Below are 18,966 nucleotides of genomic sequence, written 5' to 3' on the forward strand. Positions count from 1 at the left end.
GCCGGCCATCCCCAAAGCGAAATCGACGACTTAATGCCATGGCGATTCCGCAAAACGTCAAGCCAGCATCAATAGGGTGGCGGCTAAGCGCTTACGATTGGCCTGACGGATTATTTTATTGTTCGGGTGTCCAGCCCTGTTTGCAAAACTATTCCCTCGCCTGACCCAATCAGCCGTGTCGTCAATGCGAACGGATGAGACGCCCGTTCGCCGAATGTCTGTTTATCCCCTGACAGCGGCGGAATAGCAGACATCCTCCAACAACTGCTTGGGGCCAACATGCGACATTCGATGCTGAGCTTAAACCTTGGAGCGAAAGGCGCTGTTGCCCTATTGCGGAATGCCTTCAACAGCGAAGATTCGTAACTTACCATATTGGTCGCCAATCTTACGAGCTTCCAGATACGCTGGCGAACTATAGGCTGCTTTGGCTTTTTCTAAGTTTTCAAACATTGACAGAACGATGCGCGATGCTGGCGGTGCACCAGAGAGCGAAATCGTTCTACCACCCGATACGAGCCGCTTTTGGCCGCTGTCGGCCAGAGCCTTGTTCGCAAGCGGCACGTATTCTTTTGCGTAAGCATCTGGATTAGTTACATCAATTTCCGAGATTACATAGGCGGGTGGCGATGCTTGGGCATGAAGTCCTTCAACTATTCCCGCACCAAGTCCAAAACTCGCAAGCATTCCCAAAACGATTCTGTAAGCCTTCATGGGAGTTTCCCAGCGAAGAAATTAAGTTATCGCGTGTCAATTTAAGAGGTCAGAACACCTAGGGTCAATGTGCGGACAGCCGTCCTAGCACGTGATGGAAGCGTCTTCAAAGTCAGCAAACAGCGGGTGGCGGCAACAGCGTGTCCGTTCAGGGTCACAAGTACAAATAGCTGCCGAGGTCCGCTCGGCGCAATTCGTTTCGACGATGTCGAAACTTACTTGGCAGCAGGATGGAACACATCAACCGCAATCAGGACGACATTGTCATTTCCGATATTGCGGTGGTAGTGCGTCGTATCCTTGGTGGCCGTTGATGTGTCGCCGGCATGCATGATTCTTTTGCTGCCATCGGCGTCCGACCTCGTCAGTTCCTTGCATGAAATAGACCACGGCGGGTCGGTCCTCGTGGCTATGTAAGCCGATATAGCCACCTGGCTCGATGGTGAGCACGCGCATCCGCAGTTGTCGGCCTGCCATGCCTTCGATTTCGGGCCCGAGATCGACGACGGTGGTTTCGCCAGAACGGCACTTATCGCGAGCCTCCGAACCATCTTGTTCCTCCTGACTAGCTTGTCTCTTGCAACCGTCTGGTCGGAGACTAGCACCGCGAGGATTTGCGACCAATGTCGCCAAGGAGGCGGTAAGGTTGGGAGACATTTCGGGAGGTCCGAGTTGGGTCACGAGCGTCGCCCTTTGCGATTGACGGTGGCCTGTCTATGTCCGCTAAACCCCGTTAGCGACCGAGCATGCCTGACGGTGCAATATGTCGCGAAGGGCCACATCCGGACATGCATGAACGGCAGCTATTGGGTCCGACCTTGTTCCGATCGACCAAAGGATCTGGGTCTCGTGGTAGTCCTGGGCTGGGCCTCGCGAACGGCGATCGCCGGTAGCTCGGCGTGTCGGACTTGGAGCCAGTTAGCGTTAAAGCGCTAAAGACGTCCCGTATTTTTCCGGATGGACCGTTTTGGGTGCGACTCGATACCCTGTAAGGCCAGCCGAGGGAGGGTTCCATGCGCCTTGCTCAGGTCTTTGTGCTAGTGCTCTGCGTGTTGATGGCCAATCCGATTGGGTCGCACGCGGCCGATCTCAAGAGTGATGTTGCGGCGGCTTACGAGGCATTCAACGCGGCCTTCAACAAGGGGGACGCTAAGGCCGTTGCTTCCGCGTACCTCCCGAGCGCCAAGATTCTGCCACCGACCCACGCGGTTGTGTCCGGGCCCGCTGAAATCGAGAAGTTCTTCGCCGGTTTCTTTGCAAACGGTGTTACCAACCACACACTGGATATTATCGACGCTGGTGGGGATGATAAGATCGTTTATGCAACGGCGAACTGGAGTGCCAAGGGTAAGGGAGCGGATGGCGCGCCGCAGACTCTCGGCGGCATTGCTACACACGTCTTCGAGCGCCAGGCTGATGGCTCGCTCAAGCTGAGGCTGCATACCTTCAATTGAAAGTTTTCGCGTCGTAACCAGCGGGCTCCCCGGGCACGCGGGTATTTGCGGGCAAGAGAACTGGGCTGCCGGCGTTGAGCCGACTCGCCGCGCAGTTGAATCAGCATTTGGCAGCCGGCTTGCAGGAGTCCCCCATCGGAGCGCTCTGTCAGTGCCTCCCTCTGAGGCTCGCGACCGGCCAAATCTGAATTAGGTGTCGTATGGAGTGTTCGACCTGCAAGGCGGTCGTTCCGGACGGCAGTAAGTTCTGCATCGAGTGCGGTGCCTCTTTGCCCGTTGCATGTCCGTCTTGTAATCACTCGAATCCTCCACACGCGAAGTTCTGTGGAAAATGCGGCAACCAGATGAACGCCGGTACGTCCGGCGCATCGGTAGAGATATCCCCAACGCCACCGCAAGCAACCGTGCCGTCCACATTCTCGGCAGAGCGCCGGCAAGTCACAGTGATGTTCAGCGATCTTGTCGGCTCTACTGTCCTCGCGACTCAGCTCGACCCTGAAGACCTCCATGACGTGATCAACGCGTATCATAGGTGTGTTGCAGAAGCAGTTAGCGGTTTGGGCGGCTACGTCGCGAAGTACATGGGCGATGGCGTCTTGATTTACTTTGGCTACCCGCAGGCGCACGAGGATGATGCGGAACGAGCCGTGCGGAGCGGCCTGGCCTTGGTCGAGGCGGTCGGCCAGCTCCAAGCACCTGGTCGACTTCAAGTGCGCATCGGCATCGCAACCGGGCTCGTGGTCATCGGAGATCTGATTGGGGCCGGTGAGGTGCAAGAGCGCGGGATTGTTGGCGAAACGCCAAATCTGGCCGCTCGACTGCAAGCCTTGGCAGAGCCTGACGCTGTCGTGATTGGCCCACAGACACGCCTGCTTCTCGGAAATTTGTTCGAATACCGCGACCTGGGAAAAGTGCAGGTCAAAGGCTTTGCCCAACCTGTCCACGCATACCGAGTCGTTGGATTGAGCGCCGTTGACAGTCGATTCGAGGCGCTTCACGCGACGGACCTTACGCCGCTCGTTGGTCGCGATGAGGAGATGGAACTACTGCTTCGTCGATGGGAGAGGGCGAAGGGCGGCAGCGGCCAAGTTGTGCTGATATCCGGCGAAGCAGGAATTGGCAAGTCGCGCGTGGCAGCCGCGCTTCTCGGACGGATTGGCAAGGAACCACACACCCGATTGCGCTATTTTTGTTCGCCCCATCACACGGATAGCGCATTCTATCCGCTCATCCATCAGCTCGAACGAGCCGCCGCATTTCAGCGTGACGATGACGCGCGGACACGAGCCGAAAAGCTCGATGCTCTGCTTTCGCGTGCAATGACTGCGGCAGAAGACAACCGACTCATTGCAGACTTGCTATTGTTGCCCGATATCAGAGGGCATCCGGAGCTCCGCCTTAGCCCACCACAGCGTAAGCAGAAGACGATTGACGCGCTTCTGCGGCAGCTCAACGGTCTGTCTAAGCAGCAGCCTGTGTTGCAAATCTTCGAGGATATGCATTGGAGCGATCCGACGAGCCTCGAGGTGATGGATCGGACAGTTGAGCTTGTCCGCCGATTACCGGTGCTGCTCCTCATGACCTTCCGGCCCGAGTTCGACCCACCCTGGGTCGGCCAGCCGCACGTCACTATGATGGCATTGGGGCGGCTCGATCAGAACAATGTCTCGGCGCTGATCGAAACGATCGTGGGCAACGGGGAAATGCCGTCGGAAATAGTCAATGAAATTGCGGAACGCACGGATGGCGTGCCGCTCTTTGTCGAGGAGTTAACGAAGGCCGTGGTCGAAGCTGGCGTCCATGGACCCGAAGCGGCAAGTACGCTGTCCAGCACGCCCTCGCACACTATTCCTGCTACCCTGCACGCCTCGCTCATGGCTCGCCTCGACCGGCTCGGCCCGGCAAAGGAGCTTGCCCAGATCGGTGCGACTATTGGGCGAGAGTTCTCCTACGAACTGCTGGCTGCGGTGTCATCGCTAAAGGAGCCGGAATTGCGCGCCGGCGTAAGCCAACTCACCGCGACGGGTCTGGTCTTCAGCCGCGGTACAGCGCCCGAGGCATCCTACCTGTTCAAGCACGCACTCGTGCAAGATGCTGCCTATGGCACCCTGTTGCGCCGGACGCGACAGCAATTTCACGCGCGGATCGCGAAGGTGCTCGAAGAGCGCTTTCCGGATCGGGTGGCTCGCGAGCCGGAAGTGTTGGGACACCACTTTTCCGAAGCGGAGCAGCCGAATCGTGCCGCCGATTATTGGCTCAAGGCGGGAAGACAAAGCGCCGAGCGCTCCGCCAATCTGGAGGCGATTAGGCATCTATCTCGAGCGCTCGAGTCGCTGAAAATGCTTCCGGAGAGTCCTGAGCGTGATCGGCAGGAACTCAACGTACAGAGCACGATCGGAACGCCGTTGATCGCAGTCTACGGCTACGCGGCTCCGGAAACAGGTGTAGCCTTTAGCCGCGCACGCCTTTTAGGAGAACGACTCAGGGACGCGGGCGCCCTGTTCGCAACTCTCAGCGGTCAGTGGGCCTTTCACGGCGTGCGTGGCGATCATCACATGATGCGGCAACTAGCCGACGAGGCACGGCGCACATCCAAGCAAATGGCCGATGAAGCGCTTGAGCTGGTGAGTTACCGATTAGCCGGGCTGAACGCCATGCACTTCGGGGCGTTCGACGAGGCCCGATCCGCGTTCGAGACGATCCTGCAGATCTATGATTCGAACCGGCACCGCCCCCCGCCCGTGCATTACATCCATGATCCGAAATTTTATGCGATCGCATATCTGCCCGTCATTTACTGGATTCTAGGGTACCCGGAGCAGGCGCGAACCTGGCAAGGAAAAGCGTTCGAATATGCGGCCGACTTAAACCAGGCCACTCTCAACACTCACGTGAAGATTTATAGCGGAGCCGGACTTGACGAACTACTTTTCGACTCAGGCGCTGTGCGCGCTCATGCCGACGCGATTATCGAACTCGCCGATCAGCACAACCTACGCTACTTCCGGTTCAGCGGGCTGATCCTGAGGGGCTGGGCTATAGCTGAAGCAGGAGCCGGCGAGGAGGGCCTCGCGTTGATGCATCAGAATTCCAAGGAGCGCCTGTCCATCGGTGTCAGTTGGTGGCAGAATCGGTACCTGTGCATGCTGGCGGCGACGTCCCTGAAGCAGGGTCGCACCGAAGAAGGCTTGGCCGCCCTCGCGGAAGCCAGGGATTTGGCAACGCGTATCGACGAGCACACTTGGGAGGCGGAGCTCAGGCGAATAGAGGGCCAACTCCGGCGCATGCAGGGCGCCTCGCCAGCCGAGGTGGAGGGTCACTTCCAAGCGGCGCTTGCAATCGCCCGTGACCAGAATGCCAAGTCCTTCGAATTGCGGGCTGCCATCAGTCTCGCGCGACTGTGGCATGAGGTGGGACGCTTCACCGACACTCATCGAGATCTTCTCGCAGGAATCTACAGCTGGTTCACTGAAGGGTTCGATACGCCCGATCTCAAGGAAGCCAAGAGGCTGCTCACCAAATCGTCGTGCGACCGTCCGTGCTAACCAGATATGGCGATCGCAATCAGCACTTAGATCGAGGATCCGGAGATGCCCGCTGAGACTCGCCTCTAAGTTTGCGTCCAGAGCAAAGCGCAATTCTTTACGACTACTGATAAACTCCCGCGACTTCCGAATCGGTTCAGGTAACGCATAGGACGTGTAAATCTGTGACGCCCAAGAAGTAATGCAGCTGGGTAACAGTGTGGCGGGCGTCCGACAAGTCTTCCGTGGATCAGCCCTTGTGCGCGAGCACTTTGTAGCCCTTCCGCTCCATGCACTGTGAAATCATATCGTTGGTCCAGAGCGTGTCCGCGGTGCGGGCGATCTTCTCGTTAGTGCAGGCCGAGAGATCGGTGTTGTAGCGGGTCTGGTCGACGCCGGCCATGTCGACGACCGGCGGCTCGACGTAGGGGTGCGAGCCGCGCAGCCAGCGAGCAACGGGAGGGCCAGAAGAGCAATCAGACGCATTTCTATCCTTGGGGTTATCTCGGGATGGTCTTCAGAGCGTTGATGATACGGCGCATCAGGACTTTGCCCGTTGGCGTCACCCGCGCGTGGTGCCGCCACAGTGTCAATCGGCGTTCAAATTTTGCAGGCCGAATGACATCGTGGGGTTCGATACGCCGGAGCGGGGGGATAGGGCCCACTGTGATGACGAGCGGTGCCGCGCCGAGCTCGCGACCCGCAGGCTGCGGGAGCTTATCGCCAGCGGCGAAACGCGCCTGCAGCGGGTTGCCTGCGCGTGCAGGCCGGGCGAAGAGGGTACATCGCGCTGCAATTTCGGCCGGCTGTGCGGCTCGCTCACCGTCGGTGGCCGTGACGTCGGACAGACACTAATCGGCGAGGGCTTGGCGCGCCCGTATGTCTGCAGCGTCACGCGCTGTCCACCGCGGCAGGGATGGTGCGGTTAGGCCAAACGTGTGGTGGCGAAGAGAAGGCCCCGCTCCACCGCTGGGGCTGGGGGCTGAATAGCAATGGAGCGGGAGACGGGAGCTCGTTCGCACCAGCGCTGGAAATCGATCGAAACCCCCGACCTGCTGAATTTGCGATCCTGATTCGGGCCTGATGGCGGCTGATACATGGCGCCATTCGGTCCAGCGAAGCTGAAATTCGTCGGGCCGGTGGCCCTAGCCGGTAGCGGATGCCAAAAACTCTTTTACGAGGCGGCGTCTGATAGTGCTTGGTTCACGTTCTCCTTGCGAAGCGAGCCAGAGGATGCGCTCGGCAACCTCCACCGCAGAGCGGTGCCGCTGACGAGTGAACGACGGGCTGGAGAGAACTTCATCTAGAACGTCGCGGAGCATATGTATTGTTGCTGCGTCGTATGCCATGCGCCAAATATCCCGCTTCCTTGAAACAACTTGCGCCGCGCGAATCGCGCAAAGGGAAGACAAGTGAAAAAAGCGTTGCCGGGCTCGAAATACGTCGTCCCGGCAGCGCCTATTCTCTAACTGAGCGCTGAAATCCCAGTTGGTTTGAACTATGCAATGGTCATGCCGCAGGTTTATGACAGGGCGGCCACTCCGTGTATGCTACTCACGGGTGGAGACTGATTCGTGATGCTGGAAACGGTTCTGGTATTGCTGGGAATTGGCGCAGTGGCCCTTGTTGCCATTGCATTTTGGGGCTTTCGCAAGCAGATCCGACCTGGATAGGCGCGCCATTACGGCGGTCCGTTCTTCTATCTGCCGTTCACAATTCCCGCTCCATCGCAGGATGACTGCTGAAGGATGGTCAGTTGGTTGAAGAACGAAGGAAGGCCCTCCGCGAGGAAGTTGACGAACCCGCGATCATGTTTGGGGATGGCTCGAGCATCAGGTGCCGCGTCGTAAACCTGTCTGACCAGGGCGCCGCTATCGAACTCCGGGACGCGAGTCTCGCACGTCCTCGGTTCGAACTCATGCTTGAACGTGACCGTTCAGTAAGGAAATGCCGCCTGGTTTGGGCCATGCAAAATCGCATTGGTGTTTCTTTTGATGCTGCTCCGAGCCATGCCGACGTGGATAACGTCGATCACCAGTAGTCTTGCGGGTGTCGTTTACGTTAGCGATGACTGTACGTTTCTTCAGTCTTGCGCGAGTCGTTAAGGGTGTACTATGCGGACTCCCAGTAGAGGAGGAATGCGCCCCTATACATTGGTTTAACGTCACAGTGCGCCCCAATTCTCACCAAGTTTGCCGCACATCCCAAAGGAAACAGAGCAAGAAGGCACGCGAGGGCAGATAGTGGTCGTCAAGAACATCGTCATTCCTTTGGAAGTCGAGTATCTGCAAAAGGCAGCAAAGGAGCGTGGAATTTCTCGCTCCAAGCTTGTGCGGTATGTGATGGAGAAGGTCGTGAACGACAAACTCGTTCATACGATTCTCGGCGAAAACGACTTGTCGAACCTTGAGCCGGCGCCGCGACGGTATCGGCGGTTTCGGGACGACCTAAACGGGACTGATCCTTCTTTTTACGCTGCCGCTCCGATCACCTCAAACCATGCTTCAGAGAGTTGCTGCTCTGCTCTGGCCCTACGCCCGTCTGGCCGGAGTCACACAGGGCGAGATTGCCGAAGAAAAAATGACGAAATTGACAGGGGGCGCGAGTCATTTCGCATGTGGAACCGCGAACCTTCTGAGGTTTTCTTGTCCTAAGTTAATTGGGAACCTTTGTACCGTTCGCCACGATACCCCACTAGGGCGGAGCGACCCGCTGGTTCACGCTGGCGGGCTCCTCCTAGGGAGTCACCAGAGAGCGCAGTAGATCCCAAACCATTCGAATGTAGGAAAAGAAAGACTCGTCTATAAAACGGGCAAATGGCGGCGAGTTTATTATAACGATGCCGAACAAGATTATGCCGGCTGAGCCGATGAGCATCTCTTTGAGGTCGCGGTGCATGGGGCAGTGTAGATGATGCGGCGGGGGCAAACATCCGGTTCTCAGGTCGCGGTGTCCGTCTCAAGAGCCCGCATATAGGTGCCGCTCTCGTGAAGCTTCGAGCCAGCCGCGCTCGACCGCGTGGCGCTTGCAGAGGGATTTTACGAATCTCCTTAAAGTTCCTGCCCGGAACAGTGCTAAAGCGAACAGAGCAACGCGGTGAGCTGTGAGTAGGCTCGTTTTCGCTTGGCCCTTGGTAGCCCGAGGACCAAGCACCACCTCCAGCGGCCCCGGCCTCTCATAGCTCCCCTCGCCGGGGCCGTCTTTGCGTGGGAATTTGGAGTGCTTTTTCCGAAACGGCGAGCTGTTGCTCTCGGGCGCGTTAAGCGCGGATTGGGGACGCGCTACGGTGGCCGCTCGTTCCTATGTCGGAAATCGTACAGTCGGGCGTCCGTGGACAGGCTACCCTCCCACCATGAGGAAATCTTTTTTGATTCGGAGACTTGCAAGTGGCGATCGGTAAAGTGAAGTGGTTTAACGCGACCAAAGGCTATGGCTTTATTCAGCCTGATGACGGTGGCTCAGACGTCTTCGTGCACATCAGCGCCGTCGAGAAAGCCGGGTATACGGACTTGGCTGAGGGCGCGCGGATCAGCTACGAGCTGATGGCGGGGCGCTCGGGCAAGATGTCTGCTGAAAATCTGCAGATCGGCTGACGGGAAGACCTGTCAAAGCCCTCCGTCAGGATTCCCCGGGTCACCGCCGCATGTGCAGGCGCGCAGTGCCGAGCCAATGCCGCCGCCGCTTGGTCGCCTTGATTGTCTCAATCCAGAGGTTCACAGCTCGCGGACCATTGCGTGTGGCTCCGTTTTTCACCTTGGTCCAGTGCTTCTGCCGGCCGCCGCGGTACGGCCGATCGCGATGCTTGGAGACGGAGGCACTTTAGTCCCATCCGGCAGTCCGCCCGAAATAGCTCTGGCCGCTCTAAGGCGTTTCCCCCTGATTACTTGGGCCGCTCGTGGCGATCACGGCAGCCCATTTTGTTTGCGCGCCTTGCTGCGGAACCCGCAGGTCTGCCGCGTGGGTTGCACCACTGCCCGCGCCGGGTGGGCAAGACGGTAATGCTGAGGCAGATCATTGCCGAGGCTCTCGGATCAGGCGCTGATCCAAAATCGATTCTGTATGCGAGTATCGATGCGCCTGTGTATTCGCGCATGCCGCTCGAAAAGTTCCTCAGCTTTTTGCCTGACGCCAAAGAGACTGGCATCATAATTTTCGACGAGATCCAATACCTTCCCGACTGGGAGGTCCATCTTAAAGACTTGGTGGACTCGTATCCCAACATAAAGTTTATCGCTTCTGGATCTGCCGCAGCCGCTCTTCGACTGAAGAGCCGAGAGTCTGGCGCTGGCCGCTTTTCGGAATTCATGCTGCCGCCGCTAACTTTCTATGAATTCCTGCTGTTCTCCGGCGTCGACGAGCAGTTGATTGAGGTCGATAGCCGGTCCGACCGACCGGTGTATTCAGCAAGAGAGATTTCCGTACTCAATGAACGATTCATCGACTACCTGAACTACGGAGGCTATCCAGAGGCAGTGCTCAATCAAGAAGTCCGAGAGAGCGCTGAACAGTTCATCCGCAATGACATTATCGATAAGGTCCTTTTGAAGGATCTCCCGAGCCTCTATGGGATAAACGACATCACCGAACTGAACAGATTGTTCTCCGTTCTCGCGTACAATGCCGGAAACGAGGTGAACCTGGAGAGCATATCGAAAAGTTCGGGAATAACGAAACCTACGATCAAGAGGTATATTGAATACCTTGAAAGCGCATTCCTGATCATCAAGCTAACAACTGTCGACGACAACTGTCGGACGCTGCAAAGGGAGAGGAATTTCAAGGTCTATCTCAACAACCCTTCAATGAGAGCGGCCCTGTTCGCGCCAGTGAAAACGACCGAGACCGACAAAATCGGCCATCTCGCCGAATCCGCAATCATCTCCCAATGGCAACACGCAATTGCATTTCGGCAGTTGCGTTACGCGCGTTGGAGAAACGAGGGCGAGGTTGATGTGGTGTATCTCTCTGGAGCGGACGGCAGGCCGGACTGGGTTGGCGAGATCAAATGGTCAGATCGCATTGCGGATCACTTCGCCGAAGAAACGAGATCGATCTTGACGCTGATCCAAAAGCACAAGTCGATACGATCGGCATTCTTCACAACAAAAACAACTTCGAGCGTCACCGAACTGGACGGTCGGCCTGTGGCAGTTACACCGAGCGCACTGTACTGCTACACAGTGGGAAGAAATGTAACGTCGCAGCTTAGCATGATCGCTTTTCCGGAGCTTGCTACCAAAGTTAGCGCGGCTTGACATCTCGAAGAGCCGTGTCCGCCCGCGCCGGCCGGACGCTCGCTTTCCGCAGCAAGAGAGATACCATGACGTCGGTTCCGACGCAGGGGCCGCTAAGTCAATTCCAATCCTGCCGAAAGCTAAATGGCGCCAATCTTCACGCACATAGCGTGGGCGATCATGAATATCGGGAGGGCAATGAGGAACCATACGACGGCGTCCGCGTCGCGGTCCGCCCCAAACTCGCGGTTCGCGTCCGTCTCGCGGGCGTGAGGAACTACTGAAAAGGGACGGGTACCGTTGGCTGCGCGCCGCAATAGCTGTTTGATCGCGCTTTCCTGATCCGTAATTTTCGCGCCCACCTCACGATGTTCGGCAGTCTTTGAAGTAGGCATCAATGCCCTCTCGTGTGATTTGCGACGTCACTGGATTGGTTGTTAGCTCGGCTCTCGGAGCACTAGCGGTCGGTGGCCGGCACCCTCTCTCGGACGAGTTCTGAAAGAAGGAGTTTGGCAACCAATTCCGGCGGCGACGTTCCCAGCTGAGTTGCCTTGCTTCCGAACGTCGATTGAACATACACGATCGAGTTGTGGACAAAGTATGTCCCGTGGTACGCGACTCCGTAGAGTATCACGGTGATGGTTTTAACTACCGCAGGCCTGTCCATGTGGGGCCTCGCTTGCATCTTAAAATGGGTCACTGAAAAATCAGACCAATTGATGCATGATTCCCGTAGGTCTGAATACCCATTAGATCATTCTATCTATTCGTCGGTTTTCGGAGCCTCTAATCCGCCGGACGAGAAGACCTAAACCCTCGACTATGACGAGGGCACTCCCAGCAACAATTGGGAACGCCAGTCTGCGACATACGCGGCCCGGCCGCCGAGCTCGACAACCACGGAAGCGCAGGCAGCCTGAGTGCGCCGGCACGATTACGGATTTCACGCGGGGTCTGTAAGCGCGGCTGGATCTTCCAGGTACAGGCCGTGGGGCGACTTTCCCCTATAATTGCGGTCAGCCACGCTGAAGCAGTTCTCGAACGGAGACACCCGAAAAAACCGGGGGTCAGACATCCCGCGGTGCGCCTTCCTCAGAGGATCTTGAACAGACCACCGTCAATCAAAGCCTGAAGGTCTGCGGTAACGGTCAATGTGTGAGTTTCGGAGAAAACGAGTGTCGTTCGATGTCCGTTCGGAAGGACAAATCGAACGGTGTCCGGGTTGATGTACACGGTTTGACCGGTGGCAGCGTCGGTCACGCCATATAGCGGTTTGGTCATTTCCCCCTCGCCTGTCATTTCCCCTTCGCCTTTAGCTCGATCGATGAGCCGTCTCAACCTAGTTCGATCTGCAACGCAGCCAGCATCATTGTTTGCTGGGCGTTTCGGGAGCTGCCGGCGGCGACGTGGGTTCGACTTCAGCCCGATCTGGACGAGTCGTGGCATCATCCTCTTCGGTTTTCGAGGCTCGAATGCCCCTCCTGATGATAAGGCCGACAATGCCGAGTGCGACTAAAGCGCTGCCGGCGATGATCAGCCAGTGAGGCAGCTGCAACTCAGAGAGCATGTCGAGCACATGGCTCATTTGCCCTTCGCCTTCTCGACCAGCCGGATGGCCGTGGCCTTATTTCGGCTAATAGGTTAGCGCCAGAAGTCGTTGCACAATCGCGCCCAAGCAGACGAGCACCACGAGGAGCTTCAGCAATTGTGCTAGTCGACCGTCCGGCGCGAACCTGTCGATCGCCCAAAAGCAGATTGCCCCAACAACGACAATAATCAAAACGCCGATCAGAATTGAAATGGCGCCCATTCTATCCTCCTCTCGAACTCCGCGTCTTTTGTGAGCCCCGTCATTTCTTGGCCTTTAACCCTATCTCGACCAGCCGGCGGATGGCCTCGGAGCGGCCAATGCTATTGACGACAGCCCAAGCTTCGATCTCGCCAACCATGGGCTTTGGCAGCCGCGCGCTCACAAGGGGATCCTTGCCGGTGGCCGGCCGCCCTCGCCGCTTTTTTGGGTGCACCTTAATTGGCTTCGCCATGATTTGGGTATACCTAAAAAGCAGGCCGGACGGAAGCGCGAACTTCCGAGCCGGCCCTAACCCACAACATGGGAGTGGTGATCCATGACGCAGGCTATTCAAATACCTACTACGCGCCGGCAATTTTCCAAGTGGCTGGCGGCGGCTACGGCCGGCGCCGCTACGGCCACCGTGTCCACAACCGCGCTGGCCTCGCCCGACGACGACAGCGCGCTCCTGAGGCTCGAGGAGGAGATTTTCGAGGCGTGGCGTGCGGCCCATGCCAACGATGACGAGATCTGGCGACTCGATAAGGTCTGCCGCGCAGAATACGGCGCTAGTCTAGAAGGGCAACTTGTGCTTTTCGTCCTGCCAGACCGGCGGACCGCAGCCCTCGGACTCTTCGCCTTGGCGGTCGCCCGGGTCGACGAGTTTTATCCTGAGCCTGCGCAACGTTTTCCGCGCCTCCGCGATGCTGAAGCCGCGCGCTTCCAGGTCCATGAGTGCGCGGCGGATCAGGTCATAGTCTGCGCCGGTCAACCGGTCCTGCCAGCTTGTCGTCGCCAGCGCCACCGCGAGCGCCATTCCGACTTGTTCGACGGTCGGTGCCCGGCGCCTGTCCATCTCCGAGCGCCAGCGCGCCGTCCTGAGCCTCGCCTTGGCTCGGCTGACCTCGATTGGCTGGCGCCGACGCGGTTTCACGAAGATGGCGTCGGCCCTGTCCGGGTCACGCTGAAAATACGTGCCGCAGGCCTCGTTCATCAACATGATCTTGTCGACGTCAGCTTGCGTGAGTTTCCTTCGGATCTTCGCCATCGAATGCTCCCTTGCGCCGACCGACCGGCTCTCCGAGCGCGGTTATCCGGTGCTGCGCAGCAAGGGTCAACTTTGAGGTTGTAGGCCGAGGCCGGAAGCTTCGCCGTCGGCGCGCCGCAGGCTCTGCCAGCATGGCCCGGCGGTTTTCGACGATCTGGAGGAGATGAAGGCGTTGAGCCGGAGGCCCGATGGCTATGCGGCTGACCGGAACACGGGATTCTTGATCGACGGATGGTAGCGCTTGATGCCGGAGGACATGAAGGCTGCGAGTAGCGAGCCAGGCTGACGGGTCTGCGTCGCGGCGCGGACTTCGGAGGGCCGCAGGCGCCGACGCTTCGCGTGCTCGATGCGACGGAGCGCGTCGACGATGAAGTCGTCGGGGTCGGCCTGGTCAGAATCGGTCGTCCCGAGGAGGTCGGCTGGGTCAGGATCGATGGTTTTGGCCGTGCTTGCCGGTGCTGAGGCCTCCGGCGGGTCGGATTTCACGGCGAAGACCATCGCCTCGGCCGGGCCGGGGACCAGGATATCAGCAGGGAAAGCAGGGTTACTCCGAAACAGCGCCCTTAATTCCAAGGGCTTGCCCGCATTGATCTTCGACGCGGGAATCCTTGATTTCGCGAGCGAATAGGCCGCATCGAAATGGCGGTTGACCGTCTTGCCGCACCGGATTCGCTTAGCCGTAATGTCGGCGCGCGTCGGAGACCGGCCGCAGAGCAGATCGAGGCGAATGGCCTCGGCGAGCAGCTCGACGGTCTTCTCGATCCGCACCGGCCCGGAGAACTCGCCGCCGACGGCGTAGCGCTCCTTGAGCGTCATGACCGGCTCGATCAGATGTGCCGCTGCGCCCCGGCGCCGGTTCTTCTTGTCCATCTTGCTTGGGTCGAACGTCGTGGCTGTGTGCGTGGCGACGCGCACGATCAGGGCGGCCAGCTTCGCGACCTGTTCGCCGGTCGGCCGCAGCGCCTCCGTCAGCGGATCGGTGATCGCCTGGCCGATCTGGCCGGCGAACGCCTTCCGGTCACCGAGCTTCGCCTTGCCGGCGTTGTGGATCTCCTTCGCCATGGCGAAAGCGGCCTCGCGGACGCACGGAAACCATCCGCCGCTTTCTTCGCCCAGGGCAGCGGCCTCCATGGCGGCAGCGACGAGGCCCGGGAGCGGCTTGTTCGGAACGAACGCTCCGCCGACGGCTTCGAACCACTCTTGGAGGTCCGGCATGCGCTCGGGCTCGACGATGCGGCTCTCGACGAGCCACGACAGCGGGTTCTTGCCGGAGAACGGGTGACAGTTGCCGCCCTTGTCGCCGCCGAACGCCTCCTGCGTCTTCTCGATGACGGCTTTGAGCTTGTCGTGCTGGCTCTGCTCGGAGTGCGGCCACACCGCCGAGTCATCGGGCAGGATGAAATACAAGTGGGGGTGCAGCACCTGGCCCGGGCGCCGGTCGTCCGGAATCCAGCAGACGATATGCGGGGCGCACGGCAGATCGTGCTCGCGGACGATGTGGTCGATCCAGGCCCGAAACTCGTCGTAGGAAGCGAAATCGCGGTCGATATCGATGCGCCACATATCGAAGCAGACGGCGCAGAAAAACGCGTAGATCCTATCGAGCGCGAACACCTTTTTCGAGTGTCTCCAGCAGCCGTCCTTCTTGTCGCCGGCGAGCAGGTTGCGGCGGTAGGCGCGGCCGCAAGATGCCGCGAAGCGCTTGTAGTGGTGGTGCAGGCTCGACTTGAAGCCTTTCTTCTGGAACGGCGCGCGGTAGCAGCCCGCCGTGACTTCGCCGCCCGGCCACTCGAACGCGCCGGCGGCGTTACGGGTCGATTCCTCTGCGCGCCGCTTGGCGAAGTATTGAGCTCGCTCCACGTCGTAGGCCAGCTTGATCTGCTCAGGGGTCGCGTATCCCTGCCGAATGGCTTTGTCGGCGACCTCGAACTCGCGCTGCTTGTCGGCGCGCAGCTCGTCCACCGTCATGCCCCGCTCGGCGGCCTCTTCGATCTCGCGCTCGGCATCACGCTTGGCGCGGGCTTCGCGAAGCTGACCGCGGGCCTCGGCGACCTCGTCGCTGCGGGCCTCGAAATCGGCCGCGGTGCGCTTCTTCGGGTCCCGCTTTTCGGTGCCGGGGCCGCTCTTGCGCGGGCCGGGAACGCGCTTCGGCTTCTTCCGTGCTTTGACCGCATCGGCGATGCCGGCGGCCACTTCGGCCAGCGTCGGGCCGGCCTCGGAACGATCCGGGCGGTCGACGAGCACGAAACCGGGGATGCGGCGCGTGAAATCGCCACCCGCAAAGGCGTGCGTCAAGGATTCGGAATTTAGTGCGATGCCGGTGTCCATGCGAGCTATCCACTGGACAGCATAGGGGGTACGCCAGCAACCTGCAAGGATTCGGTAGTACACATCTGGCGGACTGGTGGCACATCGCATGGAACAGCACGGCCGCCCCGGGGCGCCGGGCCCAAGAAGGCCATAGGTCGCTGGCGTCAGCAATTCGAGTCTCGGAAAGTCCCGATTTGAGAACCTTACTAGACTCGAATTGTCGTCTTCGAGTGGCTGATCGCCTAACCGATTGATTCGGCTCGGAACGACGTTCCAAGAGTAGAATTCTCAGTCGAGGCGCTGCCTACGTCGGGACCACCGGCCGCGCTGCGCCCGCTCATGGATGTCTTCTTCAGTCTGGGGGCCGCGGGCGTCGTGCGATGGGGCGTCCCAGTAGGTGTCGGCGTCATCTAGCCAATCCTGGGGCGGCGGCGATCCCATCACAATTCCGTGAGCTGTCACAAATTTCTGCCATTTCTCAGCCACTTGCAGGGGCGCCCGCTCTCGTAGCGCCAGCGGCGACTCGGCGCTGTCGACGATGCGGCCGACCGCGTCCATCTTAGGATTGCGGGGGTCGGCGCGCATGAAGCCGACCAGGATCTGCTCGACCAGGTGGCTCCGCGACACGCCCCGCTCGACGGCGCGGGCCGACAGGATCTCCATGATGTCCGGGTGCATCCGCAGGGTCAGGCGGTTGCCCTTGCCGTCCGGCGGCTCCGCTGGGGCCGGCTTGCGCTTCGGGAAGCCGCCGGATCCCGGCGGGCGCGTTTTCGAATCCTTCACCATGATCGTGGCCAATCCTTGCTAGTGATACATGGAGTGTGCATCATAGGTGCTTCTAATGATGGCAACTTGATACATCGTGTACGCCCTCCGAAAGGATTCGTCCAGATGGCGCAAACCTCGGTTCATCCGGCACTGAACCTCCTGCTCTGCGGCAGGTGGAGCGACGCCTTCGGGTGGCTGCACAATCAATCGGAAGAGATCATCGGCGCCGAGCGCGCGCGGCGGCTGCTCGACAAGTGCGGCGACCGCCAGGTCATCCAGGATGAGATCCGCGAGACCGTTGACGCGCTCTATGCCCTCGGCACGCATGCCGCCGGCGAGCTGGCGCTGGCCTGGTCCATGCTGGCGTGCCGGCCGAACTATCCGACATCGTTCCGCGCCGTGCTGCCGCGGCTTCAGTACGTGCTCGACGCTGCCGATCTACAGGCCGACGACATCGACGCCCGCGAGCGCTTGAGGATCTGGTGGGCCGCCGGCGCCGGCGGCTACATCAAAGAAAAGCGCTCGATGTTCGCCGTGACGGTCGCCGTGCTCGCGGGAGAGATCATGAAAGAGAGCGCTTTGGAATCGCCGGCGCATGAGGTCGACGTGGCCAAGTGGTTTCGGTCGGCGTGTCCGGGACCGACGCTGACGGTGCTGCCGGCGACGAAGGCGACGAAGCTGAACCAGTACAACAAGCAGTTTTCCGAGATCCTCGACAAGCCACTGCCGCTGGTGTGCGCGCGCAATCTCGACGACGCGCGCAAGCGGCTGTCGTATGAGTTTCCGCACGCGTCGGCCGCGCTGTCGGTGCTGTTCAAGGATCTGCGCGAAGGCGAGCCCGTGAGACTGAAACCGACGATCCTGCTCGGACCGCCCGGCGCAGGCAAATCGAGGGTCGTTCGCAAATGGGCCGTCGCCGTGGGCCTCCAGCACGTCCAACGCGTGGATGCGGCGTCCGTGACAGATGGACATTTCGGTGGGGCCTCAAAAATTTGGTCGAACACCGAAGCATCGGTGCCGGCCCGAGCGATCTTGGCTTCGCGCACCGCGAACCCGCTGGTGTTCATCGACGAGATCGACAAATGCACGCGCCCTGGATCGTCATCGTCGAGCGGCAGCCTCATGACCTCGCTTGCTGGCTTTTGCGATAAGGAGACCGCAAAAACCTACAGGGATCAAAGCCTTGACTGCGAGCTAAACCTCTCAGAAATCCTGTACCTCTGCACCGCTAACGACGTCACGGTGTTGCCGGACTTCCTCCGCGATAGGTTCCGCATCGTTCGCGTGCCGGCGCCACGCCTTGTCGACTTGCCGCTGCTGGCGGCGTCGATCATGGAGGATCTCGCCCGCGAGGACGCCGAGCGCGTCGGCGACGAGCCGCTGGCGCCTGACGAGCTGATGGTGATCGCAAAGGCTTGGGAAAAGGCCGGCTTCAGCTTGCGCAAGCTGCAGGCCATAGTGCGCGCGACTTTGGAAGCCCGCGACGCACATGCAATGAGGCACTGACGATGTCGAACACAGGATGGAAGGAAGACCTGGCGCGCGACTTGGAGTCCTATGGCCTGGGCGAGACGCCGTCGCGCTTCGAGATGGCGCGGGCGCCGGTCATTGAGAACTGGACGACGCAGGTCCGCCGCGTCGGCAAAGAGTTCAAGCTCGTCGTCATGGGCCAGGCGCGCAAGCACCCTGACTACGTGGACGGCGAGGACATCTGCACGGCGGCGATCCATTGGTTCGATCGCAAGGCCCGCTTCGCGCGGTCGGCGCACAGGCTCTATTCGCTCGGCGAGCAGGCCGGCGACGAGATCCCGATCGACGGGACCATCACCGAATGACGCCGCAGATGGAGCGCCTGCTGGAGCGCCTGCAGAGCGGCTGGAAGCCGCGGCGCGACGAGATCGACATGCGGATCCCGCAGCGAGAGCTGGCGCGCTGGGAATTCTGGCCGAGCCGCCACGCCAGCAAGCCGCACATGTTGCTAGTCGGATGGCCGGTAGATACCGACTCGTCATGGCCGGTCTTCACCGAGCCGGTGCTCTGGATCGACGCCGATCTGCGCTGGGCGCTGTGCGATGACGGCTTCTGGTGGCTTCAGGGCTAACTCGGCTTAGCTTCCCAACAACTG

General features: G+C 59.8%; 17 protein-coding genes and 1 pseudogene. 9 read left to right on the plus strand and 9 right to left on the minus strand.

Translation table 11 applies throughout. From position 1 onward, the window contains the following. Positions 1-330: 330 nt before the first annotated feature. Positions 331-714, minus strand: a complete 384-nt coding sequence (locus BLV07_RS40935; protein WP_091897902.1) for a DUF1330 domain-containing protein — start codon at positions 712-714, stop codon at positions 331-333. 1,013 nt (positions 715-1,727) lie between these two features. Here BLV07_RS40935 and BLV07_RS40945 point away from each other — a divergent pair. The 3 genes and pseudogenes from BLV07_RS40945 (at position 1,728) to BLV07_RS40950 (ending at position 5,713) form a co-directional block, all read left to right on the plus strand. After that, on the plus strand, positions 1,728-2,168 hold the full coding sequence (locus BLV07_RS40945; protein WP_091897903.1) for a YybH family protein: 441 nt from the start codon (positions 1,728-1,730) through the stop codon (positions 2,166-2,168). Between the two features lie 200 nt (positions 2,169-2,368). Next, a pseudogene (locus tag BLV07_RS50515) lies at positions 2,369-2,494 on the plus strand (double zinc ribbon domain-containing protein); the annotation flags it as partial. Positions 2,495-2,512: 18 nt separating this feature from the next. Beyond that, complete coding sequence (locus BLV07_RS40950) at positions 2,513-5,713, plus strand: AAA family ATPase (RefSeq protein WP_244551394.1); 3,201 nt, start codon at positions 2,513-2,515, stop codon at positions 5,711-5,713. 229 nt (positions 5,714-5,942) lie between these two features. On the opposite strand, the gene BLV07_RS48140 is transcribed toward BLV07_RS40950, so the two are convergent. Then, positions 5,943-6,095 (minus strand): hypothetical protein, encoded by a 153-nt coding sequence (locus BLV07_RS48140; RefSeq protein WP_176946098.1) that lies wholly within the window; start codon positions 6,093-6,095, stop codon positions 5,943-5,945. 1,353 nt (positions 6,096-7,448) lie between these two features. Here BLV07_RS48140 and BLV07_RS40955 point away from each other — a divergent pair. The 3 genes from BLV07_RS40955 (at position 7,449) to BLV07_RS40970 (ending at position 10,947) form a co-directional block, all read left to right on the plus strand. Further along, the gene (locus BLV07_RS40955) at positions 7,449-7,733 is read left to right on the plus strand and encodes a PilZ domain-containing protein (protein WP_283806587.1); all 285 of its coding nucleotides are present in this window, start codon (positions 7,449-7,451) and stop codon (positions 7,731-7,733) included. 1,345 nt (positions 7,734-9,078) lie between these two features. Further along, complete coding sequence (locus tag BLV07_RS40965) at positions 9,079-9,285, plus strand: cold-shock protein (RefSeq protein WP_091897960.1); 207 nt, start codon at positions 9,079-9,081, stop codon at positions 9,283-9,285. A gap of 324 nt (positions 9,286-9,609) precedes the next feature. Further along, positions 9,610-10,947 (plus strand): ATP-binding protein, encoded by a 1,338-nt coding sequence (locus BLV07_RS40970; RefSeq protein ID WP_143035673.1) that lies wholly within the window; start codon positions 9,610-9,612, stop codon positions 10,945-10,947. A 119-nt stretch (positions 10,948-11,066) separates the two neighbouring features. Here BLV07_RS40970 and BLV07_RS40975 read toward each other — a convergent pair whose 3' ends face one another. The 7 genes from BLV07_RS40975 to BLV07_RS41010 form a co-directional block, all read right to left on the minus strand. Further along, entirely contained in the window at positions 11,067-11,321 is a 255-nt protein-coding gene (locus BLV07_RS40975; RefSeq protein WP_091897907.1) for a hypothetical protein, read from the minus strand. Between the two features lie 697 nt (positions 11,322-12,018). Continuing rightward, positions 12,019-12,207: a hypothetical protein gene (locus BLV07_RS40985; RefSeq protein WP_130217015.1), complete on the minus strand. Its 189-nt coding sequence runs from the start codon at positions 12,205-12,207 to the stop codon at positions 12,019-12,021. A gap of 85 nt (positions 12,208-12,292) precedes the next feature. Further along, positions 12,293-12,511, minus strand: a complete 219-nt coding sequence (locus BLV07_RS40990; RefSeq protein ID WP_091897910.1) for a hypothetical protein — start codon at positions 12,509-12,511, stop codon at positions 12,293-12,295. A 48-nt stretch (positions 12,512-12,559) separates the two neighbouring features. Then, the gene (locus BLV07_RS48145) at positions 12,560-12,736 is read right to left on the minus strand and encodes a hypothetical protein (protein WP_165405675.1); all 177 of its coding nucleotides are present in this window, start codon (positions 12,734-12,736) and stop codon (positions 12,560-12,562) included. 553 nt (positions 12,737-13,289) lie between these two features. Next, positions 13,290-13,763 carry a hypothetical protein gene (locus BLV07_RS41000; protein ID WP_091897912.1) on the minus strand — a complete coding sequence of 158 codons (474 nt, stop codon included), beginning with the start codon at positions 13,761-13,763 and terminating at the stop codon, positions 13,290-13,292. A 192-nt stretch (positions 13,764-13,955) separates the two neighbouring features. Then, the gene (locus tag BLV07_RS41005; RefSeq protein WP_091897913.1) at positions 13,956-16,091 is read right to left on the minus strand and encodes a hypothetical protein; all 2,136 of its coding nucleotides are present in this window, start codon (positions 16,089-16,091) and stop codon (positions 13,956-13,958) included. A 270-nt stretch (positions 16,092-16,361) separates the two neighbouring features. After that, positions 16,362-16,859, minus strand: a complete 498-nt coding sequence (locus tag BLV07_RS41010) for a hypothetical protein (RefSeq protein ID WP_091897914.1) — start codon at positions 16,857-16,859, stop codon at positions 16,362-16,364. A gap of 105 nt (positions 16,860-16,964) precedes the next feature. Here BLV07_RS41010 and BLV07_RS41015 point away from each other — a divergent pair, with 105 nt between their 5' ends. The 3 genes from BLV07_RS41015 to BLV07_RS41025 are packed head-to-tail and all read left to right on the plus strand — an operon-like array spanning position 16,965 to position 18,942. Beyond that, positions 16,965-18,347 (plus strand): AAA family ATPase, encoded by a 1,383-nt coding sequence (locus BLV07_RS41015; RefSeq protein ID WP_091897915.1) that lies wholly within the window; start codon positions 16,965-16,967, stop codon positions 18,345-18,347. 2 nt (positions 18,348-18,349) lie between these two features. Beyond that, on the plus strand, positions 18,350-18,676 hold the full coding sequence (locus tag BLV07_RS41020; RefSeq protein WP_091897917.1) for a hypothetical protein: 327 nt from the start codon (positions 18,350-18,352) through the stop codon (positions 18,674-18,676). Then, complete coding sequence (locus BLV07_RS41025) at positions 18,673-18,942, plus strand: hypothetical protein (RefSeq protein ID WP_091897919.1); 270 nt, start codon at positions 18,673-18,675, stop codon at positions 18,940-18,942. The genes BLV07_RS41020 and BLV07_RS41025 overlap by 4 nt, the downstream gene beginning before the upstream one ends. Positions 18,943-18,966: the final 24 nt, after the last annotated feature.

This window comes from Bradyrhizobium sp. Rc2d (genome assembly GCF_900099855.1).
Lineage (GTDB): Bacteria > Pseudomonadota > Alphaproteobacteria > Rhizobiales > Xanthobacteraceae > Bradyrhizobium.

Bases quoted from the DNA above. Each gene is read 5' to 3' on its own strand.
- BLV07_RS40985 (WP_130217015.1), bottom strand. From the start codon at position 12,207: ATGACCAAACCGCTATATGGCGTGACCGACGCTGCCACCGGTCAAACC.
- BLV07_RS48140 (WP_176946098.1), bottom strand. From the start codon at position 6,095: ATGGCCGGCGTCGACCAGACCCGCTACAACACCGATCTCTCGGCCTGC.
- BLV07_RS41020 (WP_091897917.1), top strand. From the start codon at position 18,350: ATGTCGAACACAGGATGGAAGGAAGACCTGGCGCGCGACTTGGAGTCC.
- BLV07_RS40935 (WP_091897902.1), bottom strand. From the start codon at position 714: ATGAAGGCTTACAGAATCGTTTTGGGAATGCTTGCGAGTTTTGGACTT.
- BLV07_RS41010 (WP_091897914.1), bottom strand. From the start codon at position 16,859: ATGGTGAAGGATTCGAAAACGCGCCCGCCGGGATCCGGCGGCTTCCCG.
- BLV07_RS40975 (WP_091897907.1), bottom strand. From the start codon at position 11,321: ATGCCTACTTCAAAGACTGCCGAACATCGTGAGGTGGGCGCGAAAATT.
- BLV07_RS41025 (WP_091897919.1), top strand. From the start codon at position 18,673: ATGACGCCGCAGATGGAGCGCCTGCTGGAGCGCCTGCAGAGCGGCTGG.
- BLV07_RS41005 (WP_091897913.1), bottom strand. From the start codon at position 16,091: ATGGACACCGGCATCGCACTAAATTCCGAATCCTTGACGCACGCCTTT.
- BLV07_RS41015 (WP_091897915.1), top strand. From the start codon at position 16,965: ATGGCGCAAACCTCGGTTCATCCGGCACTGAACCTCCTGCTCTGCGGC.
- BLV07_RS40950 (WP_244551394.1), top strand. From the start codon at position 2,513: ATGAACGCCGGTACGTCCGGCGCATCGGTAGAGATATCCCCAACGCCA.
- BLV07_RS40945 (WP_091897903.1), top strand. From the start codon at position 1,728: ATGCGCCTTGCTCAGGTCTTTGTGCTAGTGCTCTGCGTGTTGATGGCC.
- BLV07_RS41000 (WP_091897912.1), bottom strand. From the start codon at position 13,763: ATGGCGAAGATCCGAAGGAAACTCACGCAAGCTGACGTCGACAAGATC.
- BLV07_RS48145 (WP_165405675.1), bottom strand. From the start codon at position 12,736: ATGGGCGCCATTTCAATTCTGATCGGCGTTTTGATTATTGTCGTTGTT.
- BLV07_RS40990 (WP_091897910.1), bottom strand. From the start codon at position 12,511: ATGAGCCATGTGCTCGACATGCTCTCTGAGTTGCAGCTGCCTCACTGG.